Genomic DNA, 21942 nt, shown 5'->3' on the forward strand with positions numbered 1-21942 from the left:
ATCTTGTGTTGCAAGCCTACCGGATTGGATCGATCGAATGACTGACACCCGCAACGGCGAGGACAACGGCAAACTGCTTTATTGCTCCTTCTGCGGCAAAAGCCAGCATGAAGTACGCAAGTTGATTGCCGGCCCCTCGGTATTTGTTTGTGACGAGTGCGTCGACCTGTGCAATGACATCATCCGCGAGGAGGTGCAGGAAGCACAGGCAGAAAGCAGCGCGCATAAATTGCCATCGCCGAAAGAAATCAGCGCCATCCTTGACCAGTACGTGATTGGTCAGGAACGTGCGAAGAAGGTTCTCGCAGTAGCGGTGTACAACCACTACAAGCGTCTGAACCAGCGCGACAAGAAAAACGACGATGTCGAACTGGGCAAGAGCAACATCCTGCTGATCGGCCCTACGGGCTCCGGCAAGACCCTGCTGGCGGAAACGCTGGCACGTTTGCTCAACGTACCGTTCACCATCGCCGACGCCACGACTCTGACCGAAGCCGGTTATGTCGGTGAAGACGTGGAAAACATCATCCAGAAGTTGTTGCAGAAGTGCGATTACGATGTGGAAAAAGCCCAGATGGGCATCGTCTACATCGACGAAATCGACAAGATTTCGCGTAAATCCGACAACCCTTCGATTACCCGTGACGTCTCGGGCGAGGGCGTGCAGCAAGCTCTGCTCAAGCTGATCGAGGGCACTGTGGCTTCCGTTCCGCCGCAAGGTGGTCGCAAGCATCCCCAGCAGGAGTTCCTGCAGGTGGACACGCGTAACATTCTCTTCATCTGCGGCGGCGCGTTCTCTGGCCTGGAAAAGGTCATCCAGAATCGCTCCACCAAAGGCGGCATTGGCTTCAACGCCGAAGTTCGCAGCAAGGAAGAGGGCAAGAAGGTGGGCGAGTCCCTGCGTGAGGTCGAACCTGACGATCTGGTCAAGTTTGGTCTGATTCCGGAATTCGTTGGCCGTCTGCCAGTACTGGCCACGCTGGACGAGCTGGACGAAGCTGCGCTGATGCAGATTCTGACCGAGCCGAAGAACGCGCTGACCAAGCAATACGGCAAGCTGTTCGAGATGGAAGGTGTGGATCTGGAATTCCGCACTGATGCGCTGAAATCGGTTGCTCGTCGTGCGCTTGAGCGCAAGACCGGTGCCCGTGGCCTGCGCTCCATCCTCGAAGGCGTATTGCTCGATACCATGTACGAGATCCCGTCGCAAACCGACGTGAGCAAGGTGGTGATCGACGAGAGCGTGATCGAAGGAACCTCCAAGCCGCTGTTGATCTATGAAAACAGCGAGCCACCTGCCAAGGCGGCTCCTGACGCGTAAGCCTTCGGGCAGCGCATCGGGCGACTGGAACAGAAAAGGGGCCCACGGGCCCCTTTTTGCATTTCAACGTCTCTTTCGCATTAACGCCAATAGACGCTTGTTTTTTTGGGTAGCTACCCCCATCTTGGTTTTCAGCTCATTTCTATCTGTCCATGGCCTTATGGCCGCCGTAGAGGCGAAATCATGAAGACGACCATTGAATTGCCTCTTTTGCCATTGCGCGATGTCGTGGTTTATCCGCATATGGTTATCCCACTGTTCGTGGGGCGCGAGAAGTCCATCGAGGCCCTTGAGGCCGCGATGACAGGTGACAAGCAGATCCTGCTGCTCGCGCAAAGAAACCCTGCAGACGATGATCCTGGTGAAGACGCTCTTTATAGCGTGGGTACGATTGCAACCGTGTTGCAGTTGCTCAAACTGCCTGACGGCACTGTGAAAGTGCTGGTCGAAGGCGAGCAGCGCGGCTCTGTCGAGCGTTTCATCGAGGTCGACGGCCATTGCCGCGCCGAAGTGGCGCTGATCGACGAAGTCGATGCCCCGGACCGTGAATCCGAAGTGTTCGTGCGCAGCCTGTTGGCGCAGTTCGAACAATATGTGCAGTTGGGCAAAAAAGTCCCGGCTGAAGTCCTGTCTTCGCTCAACAGCATCGATGAGCCAGGCCGTCTGGTCGATACCATGGCCGCTCACATGGCGCTGAAGATCGAGCAGAAGCAGGAGATCCTAGAAATCATCGATTTGCCGGCCCGCGTCGAACACGTGCTGGCGCTGCTGGATGCCGAAATCGACCTGCTCCAGGTCGAGAAGCGCATTCGTGGCCGGGTCAAAAAGCAAATGGAGCGCAGTCAACGCGAGTACTACCTGAATGAGCAGATGAAGGCCATTCAGAAAGAGCTCGGCGACAGCGACGAAGGCCACAACGAGATCGAGGAGCTGAAAAAGCGTATCGATGCCGCTGGCCTGCCAAAAGACGCCATGACCAAGGCCACCGCCGAGCTGAACAAGCTCAAGCAGATGTCGCCCATGTCCGCGGAAGCGACGGTCGTTCGTTCCTACATCGACTGGCTGGTCCAGGTGCCGTGGAAAGCGCAAAGCAAGGTGCGTCTGGACCTGGCGCGGGCTGAAGACATCCTCGATGCCGACCACTACGGTCTGGAAGAAGTCAAAGAACGCATCCTCGAATACCTCGCCGTGCAGAAGCGCGTGAAGAAGATTCGTGGCCCGGTGCTGTGCCTGGTCGGTCCTCCGGGCGTGGGTAAGACCTCGCTGGCCGAGTCGATTGCCCACGCGACCAATCGCAAATTCGTGCGCATGGCGCTCGGTGGTGTGCGTGACGAGGCCGAGATTCGCGGTCACCGCCGCACCTACATCGGTTCGATGCCTGGTCGTCTGATTCAGAAGATGACCAAGGTGGGCGTGCGCAACCCGCTGTTCCTGCTGGACGAAATCGACAAGATGGGCAGCGACATGCGCGGTGATCCCGCGTCTGCGTTGCTGGAAGTGCTCGATCCCGAGCAGAACCACAACTTCAACGATCACTATCTGGAAGTCGATTACGACCTGTCCGATGTGATGTTCCTCTGCACCGCGAACTCAATGAATATTCCTGCGGCCCTGCTGGACCGCATGGAAGTGATCCGTCTGCCGGGTTATACCGAAGACGAGAAGATCAACATCGCCACCAAGTACCTCTCGCCCAAGCAGATCGCTGCCAACGGCCTGAAGAAGGGCGAAATCGAGTTCGAAGAAGAGGCCATACGCGACATTATCCGGTATTACACACGTGAAGCCGGTGTGCGTAGCCTTGAGCGTCAGATCGCCAAGGTCTGCCGCAAGGCGGTCAAGGAACACGCCCACGAGAAGCGTTTCACTGTCGTGGTCACCGCCGCGATGCTGGAAAACTTCCTCGGCGTACGCAAATTCCGCTACGGTCTGGCTGAACAACAGGACCAGATCGGTCAAGTGACAGGTCTTGCCTGGACTCAGGTCGGGGGTGAGTTGCTGACGATCGAAGCGGCCGTCGTGCCGGGTAAGGGTCAGTTGATCAAAACCGGTTCGCTGGGCGATGTGATGGTCGAATCGATCACTGCTGCGCTGACGGTCGTGCGCAGTCGTGCCAAGAGTCTGGGCATTCCTCTGGACTTCCACGAGAAGCGCGACACGCACATCCACATGCCGGAAGGCGCGACGCCTAAAGACGGCCCTAGCGCGGGTGTAGGCATGTGCACGGCGCTGGTTTCAGCGCTGACACAGATCCCTGTTCGTGCGGATGTCGCAATGACGGGTGAAATCACCCTGCGTGGTCAGGTTCTGGCAATTGGCGGTTTGAAGGAAAAACTGCTGGCCGCTCACCGTGGTGGAATTAAAACGGTGATCATCCCGGAAGAAAACGTACGGGATTTGAAAGAAATTCCGGACAATATCAAGCAGGATCTGCAGATCAAACCGGTTAAATGGATTGACGAAGTCCTGCAAATTGCGCTGCAATACGCGCCGGAGCCCTTGCCGGATGTGGCTCCGGAGATGGTTGCAAAGGATGAAAAACGCGAGTCCGATTCCAAGGAAAGAATTAGCACGCATTAGTCTGGGGGGCCTTCCTTGACAGCTTTTTAGAGCCCTTGTTATAAAGCGGCTCTTCAAGCCTCATCAGGCCATACAGTGTTCGTTTGGCTACACCAAAAAACTTAGAAATATACTCAATATAGACATAAGGGGACTTAGAGTGAACAAGTCGGAACTGATTGATGCTATCGCCGCATCCGCTGACATCCCGAAAGCTGCTGCTGGCCGTGCGCTGGACGCAGTAATCGAATCCGTCACTGGCGCTCTTAAGGCTGGCGACTCTGTTGTACTGGTTGGCTTCGGCACTTTCTCCGTGACTGATCGTCCTGCTCGTACCGGCCGTAACCCACAGACCGGTAAGACTCTGGAAATCCCGGCTGCCAAGAAACCAGGCTTCAAAGCCGGTAAAGCTCTGAAAGAAGCAGTCAACTAAGTTTCTTTTTTACCTTTGCCCGCCCGCAACAGGGTTATTCTGTTCGGGTCGTGAAGCGGCAAGTGCGGTTGGTCAAGCGCTGGCCTGTCACCTCAGGGGACGCAATTGCGAACCCTGTCCGCTTTACACGTAAGTTACGAGAAGGCGCATCCTCGGATGCGCCTTTCTTCTATCCGGATTTCACCCACGCTCCGCTCCGTGTGTCGCAGCTTTGAGAGTCGAGTACAACCCTCTGGGGGACGCATGCTGCAGAATATCAGGGACAATTCACAAGGCTGGATTGCCAAGACTATTATCGGGGTCATCATGGCCCTGATGGCGCTGACGGGTTTCGATGCCATTTTCAGGGCCACGGGCCATTCTCAGGATGCCGCGAAGGTCAATGGCGACGAGATCACACAGGTCGAGTTGGGCCAGGCCGTTGAAATGCAGCGCCGTCAGCTGATGCAACAGTTGGGCAAGGATTTCGACCCGGCGATGCTCAACGAGCAGATGCTGCGTGATTCGGCCCTCAAAGGCCTGATCGATCGCAAGTTGCTGCTGCAGGGCGCAGCCGACGCCAAGTTCGGCTTTTCCGAGGCCTCGCTGGATCAGCAGATCCTGTTGACGCCCGAGTTTCAGGTGGACGGCAAATTCAACGCCGATCGTTTCGACCAGGTCGTGCGTCAGCTGGGCTACAGCCGCATGCAGTTCCGCGAGATCCTCGGTCAGGAAATGCTGATCGGTCAGGTGCGCGCCGGCATTGGCGGCAGTGCCTTCGTCACCGATGCTCAGGTGGATGCCTTCGCGCGTCTGGAGAAGCAAACGCGCGACTTCGCCACGCTGACGCTGCCTGCCGATCCGTCGAATGTGAAAGTCGCCGACGACGAGGTCAAGGCGCACTACGACCAGCACGCCAAAGAGTTTCTGAGCCCTGAACAGGTCGTTCTCGATTACATCGAGCTGAAGAAATCCTCGTTCTTCGACAAGGTGTCGGTGAAGGACGAAGACCTGCAAGCGGCCTATCAGAAAGAAATCTCCAACCTGGCCGAACAGCGTCGCGCTGCGCACATCCTGATTGAAGTCAACGACAAGACCAGCGATGCGCAGGCGAAAGCCAAGATCGAAGAGATTCAGCAGCGTCTGGCCAAAGGCGAGGATTTCGCCGCGCTGGCCAAGGAGTTTTCGCAGGACCCGGGCTCGTCGAGCAAAGGCGGTGACCTGGGTTACGCCGGTAAAGGCGTTTACGATCCGGCCTTCGAAGACGCACTGTACGCGCTGAACAAAAATCAGGTATCGACCCCGGTTCGCAGCCAGTTCGGCTGGCACCTGATCAAGTTGCTGGGTGTCGAGGCACCATCGGTTCCGTCGTTCGCCAGTCTGAAGGACAAACTGACTCACGACCTGAAGTCGCTGCAGGTTGAGCAGAAGTACGTCGATGCCAGCAAGAAGTTGCAGGACGCCGCGTATGAAGCTTCCGATCTGGTACAGCCGGCTCAGGACCTGGGCCTGAAGGTTCAGACCACTGCGCCGTTCGGCCGTGAGGGCGGGGAAGGCATCGCAGCCAATCGCGCCGTGATCCAGGCCGCTTTCAGTCAGGAAGTGATGGAAGAAGGTTCCAACAGTTCCGCGCTCGAGCTTGATCCTGAGACGGTGGTTGTCGTGCACGTGAAGGAGCATCGTCAGCCTGAGCAGTTGCCACTGGAGGCGGTCGCTGCGCCTATCCGCGCGCAATTGACCAAAGACCGCGCCAGCGAGGCTGTAAAGGCCAAGGGCGAGGCGCTGCTGGCAGGTCTGCGTGACGGCAAGGTTCCGTATGCGGCGACCAAGCAGGAAGGTCAGAGCTGGAAGGTCGTGGAAGCGGCTTCGCGCAGTCAGGAGGGCGTTGATCCTCAGGTCTTGCAGGCGCTGTTCCGCATGCCCAAGCCTGAAGGCAAGGACAAGCCGGTCTATGGCAGTCTGACGGCCGCCGATGGAAGCTTCGTGATTGTGCGCCTCAATGGCGTGAATCAGGCAGCGCCGGCGACCGATGCCGAGAAGACGCAGTACCGTCGCTTCCTCGCGTCCCGCGAGGGCCGTCAGGACTTCGAGTCGTATCAGGCGCAGTTGCAATCGGCGGCGAAGATCGAGAAGTATTGATCGTCGCGTCCCGCTGAAAATCAAAAGCCCCGGCTCGTGAGAGTCGGGGCTTTTTGTTTACAGGTGATTGCAGTGGCTTTGCGACGATGCAGGACCGTTCAGCCGAAGCCAGTTCCAGTGAGCACTGCCGACAAACCGAAGGACCGGCTTTAGCCGAAAAGCCACCGATCCTGACATCCAAAAAAAACGGCAGGCCATTCAGCACATCGCTGACTGACCCACCGTCATCGCCGGCGAGCCGGCGTCTACAGGAACGGCACTGACGCTAATGCATCAACCTTCCAGATCACCCATCGCCGTGGTGTTGAAGCCACCGTCGACGTACATGATTTCACCGCTGACACCGGACGCCAGGTCCGAGCACAGGAATGCGCCGGCGTTGCCGACTTCATCGATGGTCACGTTACGACGCAGAGGCGTCTGCGCTTCGTTGGCGTCGAGCATCTTGCGGAAGTTCTTGATGCCGGAAGCGGCGAGGGTACGGATCGGACCTGCCGAAACCGCGTTGACCCGAGTACCGTCCGGGCCCAGGCTGCGTGCCAGGTAACGTACGCCCGCTTCCAGGCTGGCTTTGGCCATGCCCATCACGTTGTAGTTCGGCATGGTGCGCTCGGCGCCCAGGTAAGACAGGGTCAACAGGCTGCCATTGCGGCCTTTCATCAGTTCGCGGCCAGCCTTGGCCAGGGCCACGAAGCTGTAGGCGCTGATGTCGTGAGCGATACGGAAACCATCACGGGTGGTGGCTTGGGTGAAGTCGCCATCCAGCTGGTCGCCTGGTGCAAAGCCGACCGAGTGCACGATGCAGTCCAGGCCGTCCCACTTCTTGCTCAGCTCTTCGAAGACCTTGGCGATTTCTTCATCGCTGGCCACGTCGCAAGGGAAGCACAGTTCAGCGTTCGAACCCCAGCCAGCAGCGAATTCTTCCACGCGGCCTTTGAGTTTTTCGTTCTGGTAGGTGAAGGCAAGCTCAGCGCCCTCGCGATGCATGGCGGCAGCGATGCCGGATGCGATGGACAGTTTGCTGGCGACACCGACGATCAGGACGCGCTTACCGGCGAGAAAACCCATGGTTTGTTCCTCTTCAGGTTAATCGACAGCTGCCGGCGCCAGGAAGGCGGCCTCCAGCAGCTGCTGTGTATAAGGATGTTGCGGTGCGGCGAAGATGTCCTCTGCCACACCCTGTTCGACCACTTGGCCTTGTTTGACCACCATCAGTTGGTGGCTCAACGCTTTGACTACCGCCAGGTCATGGCTGATAAACAAATACGTCAGGTTGTACTTGGTTTGCAGGGAGCGCAAAAGCTCCACCACTTGACGCTGAACGGTGCGGTCGAGGGCCGAAGTCGGCTCGTCCAGCAAAATCAGCGCCGGTTTTAACACTAATGCCCGGGCTATGGCGATCCTTTGCCGTTGCCCACCGGAAAACTCGTGGGGATAGCGGTGCCGGGTTTCCGGGTCCAGACCGACCTCCTTGAGCGCCGCAACCACCGCCGCCTCCTGTTCCACCGGCGTGCCGATCTTGTGGATGCGCAGGCCCTCGCCAACGATGTCACACACCGACATGCGCGGGCTCAGGCTGCCGAACGGGTCCTGAAACACCACCTGCATCTGCCGCCGCAGCGGTCGAACCTGATGCTGATTGAGCGTCGACAGCGACTGACCATGAAAGCGTATCTCGCCCTCACTGCGAATCAACCGAAGAATCGCCAGACCCAGCGTCGATTTGCCCGAGCCGCTTTCACCGACAATCCCCAGCGTCTGGCCCTTGGGCAGACTGAAGTGGATGCCGTCGACTGCTTTGACGTGATCGACGGTCCGCTTGAACACGCCTTTCTTGATCGGGAACCAGACTTTCAGGTCCTCGACTTCCAGCATTGGCGCGCCCGGCGCATTGTCCGAAGGTCCGCCCTTGGGCTCGGCGCTGAGCAGCTCGACGGTGTACGGATGCTGCGGTGCGCGGAACAGCTCCTCGCACGATGCCTGTTCGACGATGCAACCGCGCTGCATGACACATACTCGGTCAGCTATTTGTCGAACCACGTTCAAATCGTGACTGATCAGCAACAGCGCCATGCCCAGCCGGCCCTGTAATTCTTTCAGCAGCTTGAGGATTTTCAGCTGAACGGTGACGTCCAGCGCGGTCGTCGGTTCGTCGGCGATCAGCAGCTCAGGCTCATTGGCCAGCGCCATGGCAATCATCACGCGCTGTCGCTGGCCGCCGGACAATTCGTGAGGCAACGCCTTGAGCCGCTTCAACGGTTCGGGAATGCCGACCAGTTCAAGCAGTTCAAGGGTGCGACGCGTCGCCGCTTTGCCGGTCAGGCCTTTGTGCAGGCCGAGGACCTCGTTGATCTGCTTTTCGATGGACTGCAGCGGATTGAGCGACGTCATCGGCTCTTGAAAGATCATCGCGATGCGATTGCCGCGAATCGCCCGCATGCGTTTCTCGCTGGCGGTCAACAGGTCGTGGCCACCATACCGGATCGTGCCGGACGGGTGCCGGGCCAGCGGGTAGGGCAGAAGTCGCAGAATCGAATGGGCGGTGACCGACTTGCCCGAACCGCTCTCGCCGACGAGCGCCAGGGTCTCGCCCTTACGGATATCGAAGCTGATGCCTTCGACCACGCGCTGAGTGTTCTGGCCTGCGACGAACTCGACGGCCAGGTCGCGGATTTCGATCAGATTGTCCTGATTCATCTCATTTCCTCGGGTCGAATGCGTCACGGGCGGATTCGCCGATGAACACCAGCAGACTCAACATGATCGCCAGCACGGCAAAGGCACTGATGCCCAGCCACGGCGCCTGCAGGTTGGATTTGCCCTGCGCGACCAGTTCGCCCAGCGAGGGGGAGCCGGCGGGCAGGCCGAAACCCAGGAAGTCCAGCGCGGTCAGTGTGCCGATCGCGCCGGTGAGGATGAAAGGCATGAAGGTCATGGTCGAGACCATGGCGTTGGGCAGGATGTGGCGGAACATGATCGCGCCGTTCTGCATCCCCAGCGCTCGCGCCGCGCGCACGTACTCCAGGTTGCGACCACGCAGGAATTCGGCACGCACGACATCCACCAGGCTCATCCAGGAGAACAGCAGCATGATGCCCAGCAGCCACCAGAAATTGGGCTGTACGAAGCTGGCCAGGATGATCAGCAGATAAAGCACGGGCAGGCCGGACCAGATCTCCAGAAAGCGCTGGCCGACCAGATCGACCCAGCCACCGTAGAAACCCTGCAGGGCGCCGGCGATGACGCCGATGATGGAGCTGAGCACGGTCAGCGTCAGGGCGAACAGCACCGACACCCGGAAGCCATAGATCACCCGCGCGAGCACGTCACGTCCCTGATCATCGGTGCCGAGCAGGTTATCCCGCGACGGTGGCGCAGGCGCCGGGACTTTCAAGTCGTAGTTGATGCTCTGATAACTGAACGGGATCGGCGCCCACAGTGTCCAGCCGCCCTTGGCCGCGAGCAGCTCCTTGATGTACGGGCTCTTGTAGTTGGCCTCCAGCGGGAATTCCCCGCCGAACGTGGTTTCCGGGTAGCGCTCGAACACCGGGAAATACCACTGACCGTCGTAACGCACGGCGAGCGGCTTGTCGTTGGCGATCAACTCGGCGCCCAGGCTTGCGCCGAACAGGATCAGGAACAGCCACAGCGACCACCAGCCGCGTTTGTTGGCCTTGAAGCGTTCGAAACGGCGTCGATTGAGAGGGGACAACGTCATATCAATGATCCCTGCGGTCGAAGTCGATACGTGGGTCAACCAGCGTGTAGGTCAGGTCGCCGATCAGCTTCACCACCAGGCCCAGCAAGGTGAAGATGAACAGGGTGCCGAACACCACCGGGTAATCGCGGTTGATCGCGGCTTCAAAGCTCATCAGGCCCAGGCCGTCGAGGGAAAAGATCACTTCGACCAGCAACGAGCCGGTGAAGAAAATGCCAATGAATGCCGACGGGAAACCAGCGATCACCAACAGCATCGCGTTGCGGAATACGTGCCCGTACAGCACGCGGCGCTGGGTCAGCCCTTTGGCTTTGGCGGTGATCACGTACTGCTTGCCGATTTCATCGAGGAAGCTGTTTTTGGTCAGCAAGGTCATGGTGGCGAAGTTACCGATCACCAGCGCGGTGATCGGCAGCACCAGGTGCCAGAAGTAGTCGCCCACCTTGCCCAGCCAACTTAATTCGTCGAAGTTGCTGGAGGTCAGGCCGCGCAGCGGGAACCAGTCGAAATAGCTGCCGCCGGCAAATACCACGATCAACAGGATGGCGAACAGAAACGCTGGAATCGCGTAGCCGACGATGATTGCCGAACTGGTCCAGACGTCGAAGTGGCTGCCGTGACGCGTGGCCTTGGCGATGCCCAGCGGAATCGACACCAGGTACATGATCAGCGTGCTCCACAGTCCCAGTGAGATCGAGACCGGCATCTTCTCGACGATCAGATCGATGACCTTGGCGTCGCGAAAGAAGCTGTCGCCGAAGTCCAGGCGGGCGTAGTTCTTGACCATGATCCACAAGCGTTCCGGCGCCGACTTGTCGAAGCCGTACATGTGCTCGATTTCCTTGATCAGCGCCGGGTCCAGCCCTTGTGCGCCGCGATAGGTCGAGCCCGCCACCGAGACCTCGGCGCCGCCGCCGGCGATGCGGCTGGTGGCGCCCTCGAAGCCTTCGAGCTTGGCGATCATCTGTTCCACCGGGCCGCCCGGTGCGGCCTGGATGATCACGAAGTTGATAAGCAGAATGCCGAACAGGGTCGGCACGATCAGCAGCAAGCGCCGCAGGATGTACGCCAGCATGTTATTGCTCCGTGCCCTTGGAGGGTTCCGCTTCAGGCGAGGTCGGCCCGGCGTCGGTCTGCACTGGAATGGCCGGCGTCGCATCCGGCTTGACCCACCAGGTCATCGTGCCGATGTCGTACAGCGGCGACTTGGCCGGATGGCCCAGATGGTCCCAGTAAGCCAGACGCCAGGTCTTGATGTGCCAGTTGGGGATCACGTAGTAGCCCCACAGCAGCGCGCGATCCAGCGCGCGGGCGTGATCGATCAGGCTTTGCCGGGAGTCGGCATTGATCAGGCCGCTGACCAGCGTGTCGACTGCCGGATCCTTGAGCCCGATCAGGTTATAGCTGCCCGGCCGGTCCGCCGCCGACGAGTCCCAGTATTCGCGCTGTTCGTTGCCGGGCGAACTGGACTGCGGGAAGCTGCCGACAATCATGTCGTAGTCGCGCGAGCGTCGGCGGGTGATGTACTGCGACACGTCGACGCGACGGATTTCCAGATTGATGCCGATGTCCGCCAGGTTGCGCTTGAACGGCAGCAGCACACGCTCGAATTCGGTCTGGGCCAGCAGGAACTCGATGCTGACCGGCTTGCCTTCGGTGTCGACCATCTTGTCGCCGACGATCTTCCAGCCGGCTTCCTTGAGCAGGGCGAACGCCTTGCGCTGCTGCTCGCGAATGATCCCGCTGCCATCGGTGACCGGCAACTTGAATTCTTCGGTAAACAGCGGCGCAGGCAATTTGTCGCGCAGCGGTTCGAGGATCTTCAGCTCGGCGGGCGAAGGCAGGCCGCGGGAGGCCATGTCGGAGTTGTCGAAATAGCTCTTCGTGCGCGTGTAAGTGCCAAAGAACAGCTGTTTGTTGGTCCATTCGAAGTCCAGCAGCAGGCTCAGCGCCTGACGCACGCGGGCATCCTGAAACATCGGTTTGCGCAGGTTGAAGATGAAACCCTGCATGCCCTGCGGGTTGCCATTGGGAATCTCTTCCTTGACCAGCCGGCCTTCCTTGACCGCCGGTACGTCGTAGGCAGTCGCCCAGTTCTTGGCGGTCATCTCCTGCCAGAAATCGAATGCGCCCGCCTTCAGCGCTTCCAGGGCAACCGTGTTGTCGCGGTAATAGTCAGTGGACAGCTTGTCGAAGTTGTAAAAACCCTTATTGACCGGCAGGTCCTTGCCCCAGTAATCCTTGACCCGCTCGTAGCGCACCGAACGTCCGGCCTTGACCTCGGCGACCTTGTACGGCCCGCTGCCCAGCGGGATTTCAAGATTGCCTTTGCTGAAATCACGGGTGGCCCACCAATGCTTGGGCAGCACCGGCAACTGGCCGATGATCAACGGCAGCTCGCGGTTATCGGTGTGTTTGAACTTGAACAGCACCGTCAGCGGGTTTTCCGCGACGGCCTGATCGACATCGGCGTAATAGCTGCGGTAGAGCGGGGAGCCATCCTTGATCAGGGTTTCGAAGCTGAAGACCACGTCTTCGGCGCGCACCGGGTGGCCGTCGTTGAATTTCGCCTGAGGCCGCAGATAGAAACGTACCCAGCTGTTATCGGGGGCTTTTTCGATTTTCTCGGCGATCAGGCCGTATTCAGTGAAGGGTTCATCCAGGCCCTGGCGCATCAGCGTGTCGTAGATCAGGCCGATGTCATCGGCGGGCACGCCTTTGCTGATGAATGGGTTGAGACTGTCGAAACCACCGAAGCCTGCGCTGCGCAGAATCCCGCCCTTTGGCGCATAGGGATTCACATAATCGAAATGCTTGAAGTCGGCCGGGTATTTGGGCGCTTCGTTGTAAAGCGTGATGGCGTGTTGCGGCGCCGCCTGCGACGGGCAGGCCACGCCGAGCAACAGCGGGGCGAGCAGAAACAGGCCGCCAGCCCGCAGTGAGCGCAAGGCAGTCATGGGTTTTTCTCCGAAGGCTTGAGCCACCACGCGCGCAGCCCCAGCGTATAGGGCGGGGTGGTGACCATGGCAAACCGGTTGCGGTAGGCCAGACGATGATTGTTGAGGTACCAGTTGGGGATCATGTAATGCTGCCAGAGCAACACCCGGTCCAGGGCTTTGGTCGCCGCCACCTGGTCATCGCGGGTTTTTGCGGCCAGCAGCCGGTTGAGCAGGTTGTCCACCACAGAATTGGCGACGCCGGCGTAGTTCTTGCTGCCTTTGACATTGGCCTGACTGGAATGGAAATACTGCCACTGCTCAAGGCCCGGGCTGAGCGTCTGGTTCAAAGTCATCAGAATCATGTCGAAATCGAACTGGTCCAGGCGCTGTTTGTATTGAGCGCGATCAACCGTGCGCAGATGCGCGTCGACGCCGATTCGCGTGAGGTCTTCGATGTAGGGCTGCAGGATTCGTTCTAGATTCGGATTGACCAGAAGTATTTCGAAACGCAACGGCTGGCCATCGCGGTTGGTCAGGCCTCGGTCGGTGAAATGCCAGCCGGCCTCGGCGAGCAGACCCAGGGCTCTGCGAATGGTGTCGCGCGGCACGCCGCCGCCATCGGTTTTCGAAACCGTGAATGGCTGCGTGAACAATTTGGGCGGCAGTTGCTCGCGATAGGGCGCAAGTTCCAGAAACTCGCGACCGGCCGGCACATCGGTGGCGGAAAATTCGCTGTTGGGGTAGTAACTGGTCGAGCGCTGGTAGGCGTTGTTGAACAGCGTGCGGTTGGTCCACTCGAAGTTGAACATCAGCCCCAACGCCTCACGTACCCTGATGTCGGCGAAGTTGCCGCGGCGGGTGTTCATGAACAGACCCTGAGTCTGGGTCGGGATCTGATGGGCGATCTGCGCCTTGATCACGCTGCCGCTGGCCACGGCCGGAAAATCGTAGCCGGTGAACCAGTTCTTGGCCTGATGTTCGATGTAGATGTCGAATTCACCCGCCTTGAATGCCTCGAAGGCAACGTCCGCGTCGCGGTAAAACTCGACCTCGACCCGGTTGAAATTGTACTTGCCGCGGTTGACCGGCAGGTCTTTGCCCCAGTAATCCTTGACCCGCTCGAACACCAGGCTGCGGCCCGGACGCACCTGAGTGATGCGATAAGGGCCGCTGCCCAGCGGCGGTTCGAACGTGGTCGCCTTGAAATCGCGATTCTTCCAGTAATGCTGCGGCAGCACGGGCAGCTCGCCGAGGCGCAGAATCAGCAATGGATTGCCGGACCGCTTGAACACGAAACGGATGCGGTGACGGTTGAGAATGTCCACACGCTGCACTTCCTGAAGCGCCGTGCGGTATTGAGGGTGACCGTCTTTCAGCAGCGTTCTGTAGGAAAAGGCGACGTCGTAGGCCGTGATCGGCTTGCCGTCATGGAAGCGCGCCTCAGGTCGCAGGTTGAAGACGACCCAGCTACGGTCCTCGCTGTACTCGACGGACCTGGCGATCAGGCCATAACTGGATGTCGGCTCGTCGCCGGAAGGGTCGTACTGGCCGGTGCCGACCATCAGCGGCTCGTTCAGCTCATTGACGCCATACTGGCCGAAATTCGGCGTCGAGATCGGGCTGCTGCCCTTGAAGGTGTAGGGGTTAAGCGTGTCGAAGGTACCGTTCGCCATGATTCGCAAGGTGCCAGCCTTCGGCGCCTCGGGATTGACCCAGTCGAAGTGAGTGAAGCTGGCCGGATACTTGAGAACGCCGAACTGTGCATAACCATGGCTTTCGCTGATGGTCGCGGCGGCTGTCGTGCTCAAGACCAGGCTGAAAATCAGCAGCAGGGTGCGTATCAAGTCGGCGTTCGATCCAGGCAGCGGTCGGTCACAGTAACAGCTTGTATGGGCTGGAAAAAGGGTCGTCTTGGATGCTCGCCTGTAGCAGCGCGCTTGCCCGCGAACACGATATGCCTGTGACACATCTGTCGTTTGACACACCGCAATCGCGGCAAGCGCGCCTCTACAAAGAGACCGTTCTGCGCGCGGGCAATCGGTAAATGCTGTTCGGTGTTGCGCCAATCAATGCGGCAGATAAACCGTCAGCGTCTGGCCCGGCTTCAGCGCCTGTCCGCTGCGTGGATTCCAGCGCTTGAGGTGCTGCATTTCAACGTTGAACCGCTTGGCCACCAGATACAGCGAGTCTCCTTTCTGGATCTTGTACTGCATGGATTTCTTGTCGGCGTCCTCGCCCTTGGCAGTGCCGGTGTCGGCTTTGGCGACCGCGCGGGTGCTGGCTTTGGCTGGCTTGCTGTTGTCTTGCATCACCAGCGTCTGACCGACTTTCAGGTTGTAGCCGGACAGTTTGTTCCAGTGCTGCAGATCCTTGACTTCAACCTTGTTGATCCGGGCGATCTGCCCGAGGTTGTCGCCCTTTTTCACTTTATAGGTGCGGGTGCGCGCAGGCTTTTCATCGACTTCGGCGACTTCTTCGAACACCGGCAGCGTGGTTTTCATGCCCGGCTGGACCGGAATGGTCAACGCCATGCCACGCTTGAGGTGGTTGCTGGACAGCTTGTTCAGGTCCTTCAGCGTGCCGGTCGAGACTTTATAGCGACTGGCGATGCTCGCCAGGCTGTCGCCCGGACGTACGCGGTACTGCTGCCAGTCCACCAGCTCTTCGGGTTTCATGTTCGACAGGCTGGCGGTCAACAGCTGCGATTTTGACGTCGGCACCAGCAAGTGCTGCGGGCCGTCGATGGTCAGGCGTTTCTTGAAGGCGGGGTTGAGCTGCATCAGCTCGTCTTCGTCGATGTCGGCCATTTGCGCGACCTTGGTCAGGTCCATGCGCTGGTTCAGCTCGACGACTTCGAAGTAAGGCTTGTTGTCGATGGGGTTCAGGTTGACCCCGTAGGCCTGCGGCGACATCACCACCTGCGACAGCGCCAGCAGTTTTGGCACGTAGTCACGGGTTTCCTGCGGCAGCGGCAGGTTCCAGTAATCGGTGGGCAGGTTGAGCCGTTCATTGCGCTCGATGGCGCGGCTGACCGTGCCTTCACCGGCGTTGTAGGCCGCCAGGGCCAGCAGCCAGTCGCCGTTGAACATGTCATGCAGCTTGGTCAGGTAATCCAGCGCCGCAGTGGTGGATGCCGTGATATCACGACGGCCATCGTAGAAGTTGGTCTGGCGCAGGTTGAAATAGCGACCGGTGGACGGGATGAACTGCCAGATACCGGCGGCATCGCTGCGCGACAGGGCCATCGGGTTGTAGGCGCTCTCGATCACCGGCAGCAGCGCCAGCTCCAGCGGCATGTTGCGTTCTTCCAGGCGCTCGACGATGTAGTGCATGTACAGGCTGCCACGCTCACCGGCTGTTTCGAGAAACGACGGGTTGTTGGCAAACCACAGGCGCTGCTGGTCGATCCGCGGGTTGAGGTCGTTGCCGTCCTGCAATTGAAAGCCCTGGCGCATGCGTTCCCAGACGTCATGGGGCGGTGCCAGTGGCGCAGGCTTGCGCGCCACGAAAACCGGTTTTGGCTTCGGTACGGCAGGGGAGTGGGAAGCGTTCGTGGAGCCGGCAGGCTCCAGGCTGCTGGTGGTCTGGCAGCCCGCCAGAGTGGCGCTCGCGACCACCGCGATCGCCTGCGCTAACCGAGTCAATGCGTCGGAATTAAAGGTTCTGCGTATAGATGACGACATTGGCTGGGGGATAGTTCCAGTCGAAAATGTCGGGCGATTCTAGAAAGCGTCTTGAGAACGGTCAACCTTTCAGAATTTTCGTACCGATTCGCCACCCGTTTAGAACTTATCTTTCCATGCGCGCAGGGCCGCAAAAACCGCTGCAGGCGATGCGTTGTCTGTACCGGTCCGTTCGTCCGCTTTTTGTTTCACAGCGTCGATCGACACGCGTAGAAACGGATTGGTCTTGCGCTCGAGGGCAAGGTTCGATGGCAGGGTGATGCGGTTTTGTTCACGCAGCCGCGTGACCTCCTCGAAACGCCCCGTGACGTCGGGGTTTTCTGGCTCGACCGCGACGGCAAAACGCAGGTTGCTGAGCGTGTACTCATGGGCGCAGTACACCAGGGTGCTGTCGGGCAGCGCGCCCAGACGACCGAGGGAGTGGTGCATCTGCTCCGGCGTGCCCTCGAACAGGCGACCGCAACCGGCCGCGAACAGGGTGTCGCCACTGAACAGCAAAGGCTGTCGTGGATCGTCGTGATAGAAAGCGATGTGACCCAGGGTGTGGCCAGGAACCGCATGGACGACGAAGCCCAGGCCGAGTACGGTGAGATGATCGTTGTCGGACAGTGCGACATCCCTGGCCGGGATATTCTCGTTGGCCGGACCGTAAACGGTGGCGCCCGTCTGGCGCTTGAGCTGTTCGACACCGCCGGTATGGTCGGCATGATGATGGGTGATCAGAATGTCGCTCAACTGCCACTCCGGATTGCGCTGCAGCCAGGCCTGCACGGGCGCTGCATCACCGGGATCGACCACCGCGCAACGCTTGCTGGCATTGTCTTGTAACAACCAGATGTAGTTATCGTTGAAAGCGGGCAGGGCATCGATCTGTATCATGGCGCGGTTCGCTCGGCTGGAAACAATGAGAGGCATCTTAGAGTCTGAACAGATTCCAGGCGAGCATCTCGCACGGGATCAACTTGCGGGACTACCTCATGGAGACCGGAAATGACCGATGAAGCGTTCGCCCAGGCCGACCCTGAATGGCTTGAGTTGATCAGCGCGGCCCGTGAATGGTTGTCCGGGCCGTTGGGGCAACTGTTGCTGGAAGAAGAGCGGCGGGTTCTGGAAGAAGAGCTCGAGCGATTCTTTGGCGGCTATCTGGTGCATTACGGGCCTTCGGCGCAGACGCCGCCCGCCGCCAAACAAGTGCAGCGCAACGTGCGCCTCGGTGCCCCGTTGCCGGGCGTTGAAATCGTCTGCGAAGAGCAGGCCTGGCCGTTGAGTGAACATGCCGCCGACGTGGTGGTGATGCAACACGGGCTGGATTTCTGCCTGTCTCCGCATGGCCTGTTGCGCGAGGCGGCCAGCAGCGTGCGTCCCGGAGGCCATCTGCTCATCATCGGAATCAACCCCTGGAGCACGTGGGGCGTGCGTCACTTCTTCACCAATGATGCCTTGCGCCGGGCTCGTTGCATCTCGCCGTCGCGCGTTGGCGACTGGCTGAACCTGCTGGGCTTCGCGCTGGAGAAACGTCGCTTCGGGTGCTATCGTCCGCCGCTTGCTTCGCCCAAGTGGCAGTCCCGGCTGTCCGGTCTGGAGCGCCTTGCCGATGGCTGGCAGAGCCCGGGCGGCGGCTTCTATTTATTGGTAGCGCGCAAGCTGGTGGTCGGTCTTCGCCCCGTGCGCATGCCCCGTCGCGAACCGATGGGCAAGTTGTTGCCGCTGCCGATGGCCAAGGTCAACCGGCGCAGTCCCGAGCCTTAGTCCCGGTGCTGCGCGCGCTTTCTCACATCTGGAAAATCCGTAATGAGCGATACCGTAGAACTCTTCTCCGACGGCGCCTGCAAGGGCAACCCCGGTCCCGGCGGCTGGGGCGCCTTGCTGGTGTGCAAAGGCGTGGAAAAGGAACTCTGGGGGGGTGAAGCCAACACCACCAACAACCGCATGGAGCTGCTCGGCGCGATTCGTGGCCTGGAAGAGTTGAAGCGCCCGTGTGAGGTGACGCTGGTGACGGACTCGCAGTACGTCATGAAGGGCATCACCGAGTGGATGCCCAACTGGAAGAAGCGTGGCTGGAAGACGGCGGCCAAGGAGCCGGTGAAAAACGCCGACCTCTGGATGCAACTGGACGAGCAGGTCAACCGCCACAAGGTCACGTGGAAATGGGTCCGCGGTCATATCGGCCATCCTGGCAACGAGCGCGCAGACCAACTGGCCAACCGTGGCGTGGACGAGGTTCGCGGGATCAGGCACGGCTGATGGCCATCGCCGATGCGTGGTCCGCGCTGGGATGTCTGCTGTAGCCGGCCATCACGCGCCGGCTGCTGTGGGAATGAGCCGGCTCACGAACGGGCCACTCGCGCCAGCGGATGCACGTCGCTGAGTTCGGCCTTCTTGGGCACGCGCACCTCAGGTCCTGCATCAGTCAATCGCCGGCGCGCACATCCCGAAAACTCCCATGCTAATATCCGCGCCTGAAGCTGAGGCGGTAGGCAATGACTGTACAAAATATCATCACTGAACGACGGGTCGTCCTCGACACCGAAACCACCGGTATGCCTGTCACTGACGGCCATCGCGTGATCGAGATCGGTTGCGTCGAAGTCATCGGCCGGCGGTTGACCGGGCGGCATTTCCACGTGTACCTGCAGCCGGACCGGGAAAGTGACGAGGGCGCTATCGGCGTCCACGGCATCACTGACCAGTTCCTGATCGGCAAACCTCGTTTCGGCGAAGTGGCTGACGAATTCTATGAGTTCATCAAAGGCGCGCAGCTGATCATCCACAACGCGGCGTTCGACGTCGGCTTTCTCAACAACGAGTTTGCCCTGATCGGCCAGCATGATCGGGCTGACCTGGCCAGTTATTGCTCCATCCTCGACACCCTGGCGATGGCCCGCGAACGCCATCCGGGGCAACGCAACAGCCTGGATGCGCTGTGCAAGCGTTACGATGTCGACAACTCCGGTCGCGAGCTGCACGGCGCTTTGCTCGACTCCGAGATCCTCGCGGATGTCTATCTGGCGATGACCGGTGGCCAGACGACGCTGTCGCTGGCAGGGAATAACGATGGCGAGGGTGGCGCGGACCGGCCGACGGAAGTGCGCCACATCCTCAATCGCGCGCCGGGCCGTATTGTCGTGGCGAGCGAAGCGGAGCTGGCCGAGCATGAAGCGCGTCTGGCCGTGATTGCCAAGTCGGCGGGCGCTCCGGCGTTGTGGACGCAGTTGCTCGAGGCTCAGAGCCAGGCTCAGTGATCTCCAGGCGGCGGGCGGCGTGCAGGTCGTCCGACGCGCGTGATGTGATCTTTCATCGATGGCGCAGGAGCGCAGGATGACAATGTCGACGCCGACCCTGAGCATTCGTGTCGCTGACGAATGCTTCGAGGATTACATCCTCAACAGCGAATTCACCTTCATGGTCAGCGGCTATGCCCAGGTGCAACTTGGGCAGCCCGTGGCGCAATGGCGCATCGACCCGGTCGAACCCTATCTGAAGAATTACGGCATCGATTCCGAAGAGTTCTGCAACTACCGCGACGCTGCCGACAGCACCGTACTGGTGGCCTGGCTGGACGAAGAACCGGTGGGGCACATCGTCATCAGCAAGCACTGGAACGGTTTTGCGCACATTGACGAGCTGGCAGTGGACGCGACCGCGCGGCGCAACGGCATCGCACGCAAGTTGCTCGACGTGGCGCAGTTCTGGAGTCGCAAGCACCATTTGCCGGGGATCATGCTGGAAACCCAGAACAACAATCTGGCCGCGTGCAAGCTGTACGAGGGATATGGATTCGTGGCGGGAGGTGTGGATTATCTGCGCTACCGCGCCATTGATCCGACGACCGAAGAAGCAGCGATATTCTGGTATTTGATGCTTGGCGACGAGGTCGCCGTCTGAAGGCTGCAAGCCTCACGTGGTGCGCAGCAGTGTGTGGTGGCTTGCAGCGGCGGTTCAGCTGACCCGGGTCAGTTTGATTCCCGATTGCAGCAGTTCGAATTCGTCGCCGCCCAAATGGTTGACGCGGTCGCCAATGGCCAGGCGATAGGTGGAAACGGGCTCCTTGCCGTCAGCCTCATCGGGCTGTGATTCACGGAATTCATGCACCGGGTAGATACGGCCTTCCGCATCTCTGGCATGAAACTGCCCAACTAGAACTGAAGCCATTTGCTTTGTAACCTCTGGAAATAACTGCTCGTTTTCGCTCGCATCGTAACACTGCAAGCCGATGATCCGCGTCCGCTTGTAAGGTAATTCTGTCAGGCGGGTCGGTACCTTCGTCGCTCAAGGCTCTCAGACCGCCATTTTGAAGGGTAGTTTTCGGCCGCGGGAAAAATAGTCGCGACCAACGGTATAACGGCAATGGACGCCAGAAGGAAGAACATCGACCTATTCGATGATTCGCAACTGAAAAACAGCGGGGAATGTTTCGCGTCTTTCATCTATAACTGTGCATTCCTACAACAGAAGAAGGTCAGCTTCATGAGCCAGGTTCATTCGATTGCAGTGATTGTCGGCAGCTTGCGCAAAGACTCCCTCAACCGCAAAGTGGCCCGCGCACTCGCCGAGCTCGCACCGCCCAGCCTGAAACTGAGCATCGTCGAAATCGGCGATTTGCCGCTGTACAACGAAGACATCGACCTTGACTCCCCACCGGCCGCCTACACCGCGTTCCGCCAGGCCCTGCAAGGCGCAGACGGCTTTCTGTTCGTCACACCCGAATACAACCGTTCAGTGCCAGGCGCGTTGAAGAACGCCATCGACGTGGGCTCGCGGCCGTACGGCAAAAGTTCGTGGGGCAAGGCCAAGCCGGCCGCGGTGGTCAGCGTCTCGCCTGGCGCCATCGGCGGGTTCGGCGCCAACCAGCACTTGCGTCAGAGCTTCGTGTTCCTCGACGTGCTTTGCATGCAGCAGCCCGAGGCGTATCTGGGCAACGCCGGCACGTTCTTCGACGAGCAAGGCAAACTGAGTGAAAAGACCCGGCCGTTCTTGCAAGGCATCATCGACGCTTTTGCAGCGCACGTGGCGCGTACCGTCAAGGCCGTATGAGCCGGGCAAAACGGCCGTAGCGGCCCTTCCAGTCAACCCGAAATTGCCGTGGCTTTGTGCAGCGTTATGTAACGCAGCCACCGGCGGATTTCTCCGTAGGCTCCTTGCCTTTCTTGCCCCGACCGGTCGATTGCCGG

Annotated in this window: 18 protein-coding genes; 9 read left to right on the top strand and 9 right to left on the bottom strand. The window is 59.7% G+C overall.

The genetic code is table 11. From position 1 onward, the window contains the following. Nucleotides 1-37 precede the first annotated feature (37 nt). The 4 genes from clpX (at nucleotide 38) to AAGQ88_RS07645 (ending at nucleotide 6431) form a co-directional block, all read left to right on the top strand. Nucleotides 38-1321 carry an ATP-dependent Clp protease ATP-binding subunit ClpX gene (clpX, locus tag AAGQ88_RS07630; RefSeq protein ID WP_093460373.1) on the top strand — a complete coding sequence of 428 codons (1284 nt, stop codon included), beginning with the start codon at nucleotides 38-40 and terminating at the stop codon, nucleotides 1319-1321. A 183-nt stretch (nucleotides 1322-1504) separates the two neighbouring features. Next, complete coding sequence (gene lon / locus AAGQ88_RS07635; protein ID WP_093460370.1) at nucleotides 1505-3901, top strand: endopeptidase La; 2397 nt, start codon at nucleotides 1505-1507, stop codon at nucleotides 3899-3901. A 139-nt stretch (nucleotides 3902-4040) separates the two neighbouring features. Beyond that, nucleotides 4041-4313, top strand: coding sequence for an HU family DNA-binding protein (locus AAGQ88_RS07640; RefSeq protein ID WP_003183171.1), 273 nt, complete (start codon nucleotides 4041-4043; stop codon nucleotides 4311-4313). 243 nt (nucleotides 4314-4556) lie between these two features. Beyond that, nucleotides 4557-6431, top strand: a complete 1875-nt coding sequence (locus tag AAGQ88_RS07645) for a SurA N-terminal domain-containing protein (protein WP_342654890.1) — start codon at nucleotides 4557-4559, stop codon at nucleotides 6429-6431. A 273-nt stretch (nucleotides 6432-6704) separates the two neighbouring features. On the opposite strand, the gene fabI is transcribed toward AAGQ88_RS07645, so the two are convergent. From fabI to gloB, 8 genes are all read right to left on the bottom strand, one after another. After that, nucleotides 6705-7499 (bottom strand): enoyl-ACP reductase FabI, encoded by a 795-nt coding sequence (gene fabI, locus AAGQ88_RS07650; RefSeq protein WP_285424501.1) that lies wholly within the window; start codon nucleotides 7497-7499, stop codon nucleotides 6705-6707. 18 nt (nucleotides 7500-7517) lie between these two features. Further along, the gene (locus tag AAGQ88_RS07655; RefSeq protein ID WP_285424500.1) at nucleotides 7518-9128 is read right to left on the bottom strand and encodes an ABC transporter ATP-binding protein; all 1611 of its coding nucleotides are present in this window, start codon (nucleotides 9126-9128) and stop codon (nucleotides 7518-7520) included. A 1-nt stretch (nucleotide 9129) separates the two neighbouring features. Further along, on the bottom strand, nucleotides 9130-10149 hold the full coding sequence (locus AAGQ88_RS07660) for an ABC transporter permease (protein ID WP_093460358.1): 1020 nt from the start codon (nucleotides 10147-10149) through the stop codon (nucleotides 9130-9132). A gap of 1 nt (nucleotide 10150) precedes the next feature. Further along, on the bottom strand, nucleotides 10151-11224 hold the full coding sequence (locus AAGQ88_RS07665) for a microcin C ABC transporter permease YejB (RefSeq protein ID WP_093460355.1): 1074 nt from the start codon (nucleotides 11222-11224) through the stop codon (nucleotides 10151-10153). A 1-nt stretch (nucleotide 11225) separates the two neighbouring features. After that, the gene (locus tag AAGQ88_RS07670; protein WP_342654891.1) at nucleotides 11226-13106 is read right to left on the bottom strand and encodes an extracellular solute-binding protein; all 1881 of its coding nucleotides are present in this window, start codon (nucleotides 13104-13106) and stop codon (nucleotides 11226-11228) included. Further along, nucleotides 13103-14932, bottom strand: coding sequence for an extracellular solute-binding protein (locus AAGQ88_RS07675; protein WP_342654892.1), 1830 nt, complete (start codon nucleotides 14930-14932; stop codon nucleotides 13103-13105). Before AAGQ88_RS07675 ends, AAGQ88_RS07670 begins: the two co-directional genes overlap by 4 nt. Before the next feature lie 222 nt (nucleotides 14933-15154). Further along, the gene (locus AAGQ88_RS07680) at nucleotides 15155-16771 is read right to left on the bottom strand and encodes a LysM peptidoglycan-binding domain-containing protein (RefSeq protein ID WP_285424496.1); all 1617 of its coding nucleotides are present in this window, start codon (nucleotides 16769-16771) and stop codon (nucleotides 15155-15157) included. 99 nt (nucleotides 16772-16870) lie between these two features. Next, on the bottom strand, nucleotides 16871-17650 hold the full coding sequence (gene gloB, locus AAGQ88_RS07685) for a hydroxyacylglutathione hydrolase (protein ID WP_342654893.1): 780 nt from the start codon (nucleotides 17648-17650) through the stop codon (nucleotides 16871-16873). Nucleotides 17651-17761: 111 nt separating this feature from the next. Between gloB and AAGQ88_RS07690 the strand changes: the two genes are divergently transcribed. The 4 genes from AAGQ88_RS07690 (at nucleotide 17762) to AAGQ88_RS07705 (ending at nucleotide 20656) form a co-directional block, all read left to right on the top strand. Then, on the top strand, nucleotides 17762-18520 hold the full coding sequence (locus AAGQ88_RS07690; RefSeq protein ID WP_093460343.1) for a methyltransferase domain-containing protein: 759 nt from the start codon (nucleotides 17762-17764) through the stop codon (nucleotides 18518-18520). A 42-nt stretch (nucleotides 18521-18562) separates the two neighbouring features. Further along, nucleotides 18563-19015, top strand: coding sequence for a ribonuclease HI (gene rnhA, locus AAGQ88_RS07695; protein WP_285424494.1), 453 nt, complete (start codon nucleotides 18563-18565; stop codon nucleotides 19013-19015). A gap of 254 nt (nucleotides 19016-19269) precedes the next feature. Beyond that, complete coding sequence (dnaQ, locus tag AAGQ88_RS07700) at nucleotides 19270-20013, top strand: DNA polymerase III subunit epsilon (protein ID WP_342655758.1); 744 nt, start codon at nucleotides 19270-19272, stop codon at nucleotides 20011-20013. A gap of 76 nt (nucleotides 20014-20089) precedes the next feature. Continuing rightward, nucleotides 20090-20656, top strand: coding sequence for a GNAT family N-acetyltransferase (locus AAGQ88_RS07705; RefSeq protein WP_342654894.1), 567 nt, complete (start codon nucleotides 20090-20092; stop codon nucleotides 20654-20656). A 54-nt stretch (nucleotides 20657-20710) separates the two neighbouring features. Here AAGQ88_RS07705 and AAGQ88_RS07710 read toward each other — a convergent pair whose 3' ends face one another. Then, entirely contained in the window at nucleotides 20711-20923 is a 213-nt protein-coding gene (locus tag AAGQ88_RS07710) for a hypothetical protein (RefSeq protein WP_093462469.1), read from the bottom strand. A 315-nt stretch (nucleotides 20924-21238) separates the two neighbouring features. Between AAGQ88_RS07710 and AAGQ88_RS07715 the strand changes: the two genes are divergently transcribed. After that, nucleotides 21239-21805, top strand: coding sequence for an NAD(P)H-dependent oxidoreductase (locus tag AAGQ88_RS07715; RefSeq protein WP_285424492.1), 567 nt, complete (start codon nucleotides 21239-21241; stop codon nucleotides 21803-21805). The last annotated feature ends 137 nt before the right edge of the window (nucleotides 21806-21942 follow it).

This window comes from Pseudomonas sp. F3-2, assembly GCF_038804275.1.
Classification (GTDB): domain Bacteria; phylum Pseudomonadota; class Gammaproteobacteria; order Pseudomonadales; family Pseudomonadaceae; genus Aquipseudomonas.

Bases quoted from the DNA above. Each gene is read 5' to 3' on its own strand.
- clpX (WP_093460373.1), top strand. From the start codon at position 38: ATGACTGACACCCGCAACGGCGAGGACAACGGCAAACTGCTTTATTGC.
- lon (WP_093460370.1), top strand. From the start codon at position 1,505: ATGAAGACGACCATTGAATTGCCTCTTTTGCCATTGCGCGATGTCGTG.
- AAGQ88_RS07665 (WP_093460355.1), bottom strand. From the start codon at position 11,224: ATGCTGGCGTACATCCTGCGGCGCTTGCTGCTGATCGTGCCGACCCTG.
- gloB (WP_342654893.1), bottom strand. From the start codon at position 17,650: ATGATACAGATCGATGCCCTGCCCGCTTTCAACGATAACTACATCTGG.
- AAGQ88_RS07670 (WP_342654891.1), bottom strand. From the start codon at position 13,106: ATGACTGCCTTGCGCTCACTGCGGGCTGGCGGCCTGTTTCTGCTCGCC.
- fabI (WP_285424501.1), bottom strand. From the start codon at position 7,499: ATGGGTTTTCTCGCCGGTAAGCGCGTCCTGATCGTCGGTGTCGCCAGC.
- AAGQ88_RS07660 (WP_093460358.1), bottom strand. From the start codon at position 10,149: ATGACGTTGTCCCCTCTCAATCGACGCCGTTTCGAACGCTTCAAGGCC.
- AAGQ88_RS07655 (WP_285424500.1), bottom strand. From the start codon at position 9,128: ATGAATCAGGACAATCTGATCGAAATCCGCGACCTGGCCGTCGAGTTC.
- AAGQ88_RS07680 (WP_285424496.1), bottom strand. From the start codon at position 16,771: ATGTCGTCATCTATACGCAGAACCTTTAATTCCGACGCATTGACTCGG.
- AAGQ88_RS07705 (WP_342654894.1), top strand. From the start codon at position 20,090: ATGACAATGTCGACGCCGACCCTGAGCATTCGTGTCGCTGACGAATGC.
- AAGQ88_RS07645 (WP_342654890.1), top strand. From the start codon at position 4,557: ATGCTGCAGAATATCAGGGACAATTCACAAGGCTGGATTGCCAAGACT.
- AAGQ88_RS07715 (WP_285424492.1), top strand. From the start codon at position 21,239: ATGAGCCAGGTTCATTCGATTGCAGTGATTGTCGGCAGCTTGCGCAAA.
- AAGQ88_RS07710 (WP_093462469.1), bottom strand. From the start codon at position 20,923: ATGGCTTCAGTTCTAGTTGGGCAGTTTCATGCCAGAGATGCGGAAGGC.
- AAGQ88_RS07690 (WP_093460343.1), top strand. From the start codon at position 17,762: ATGACCGATGAAGCGTTCGCCCAGGCCGACCCTGAATGGCTTGAGTTG.
- rnhA (WP_285424494.1), top strand. From the start codon at position 18,563: ATGAGCGATACCGTAGAACTCTTCTCCGACGGCGCCTGCAAGGGCAAC.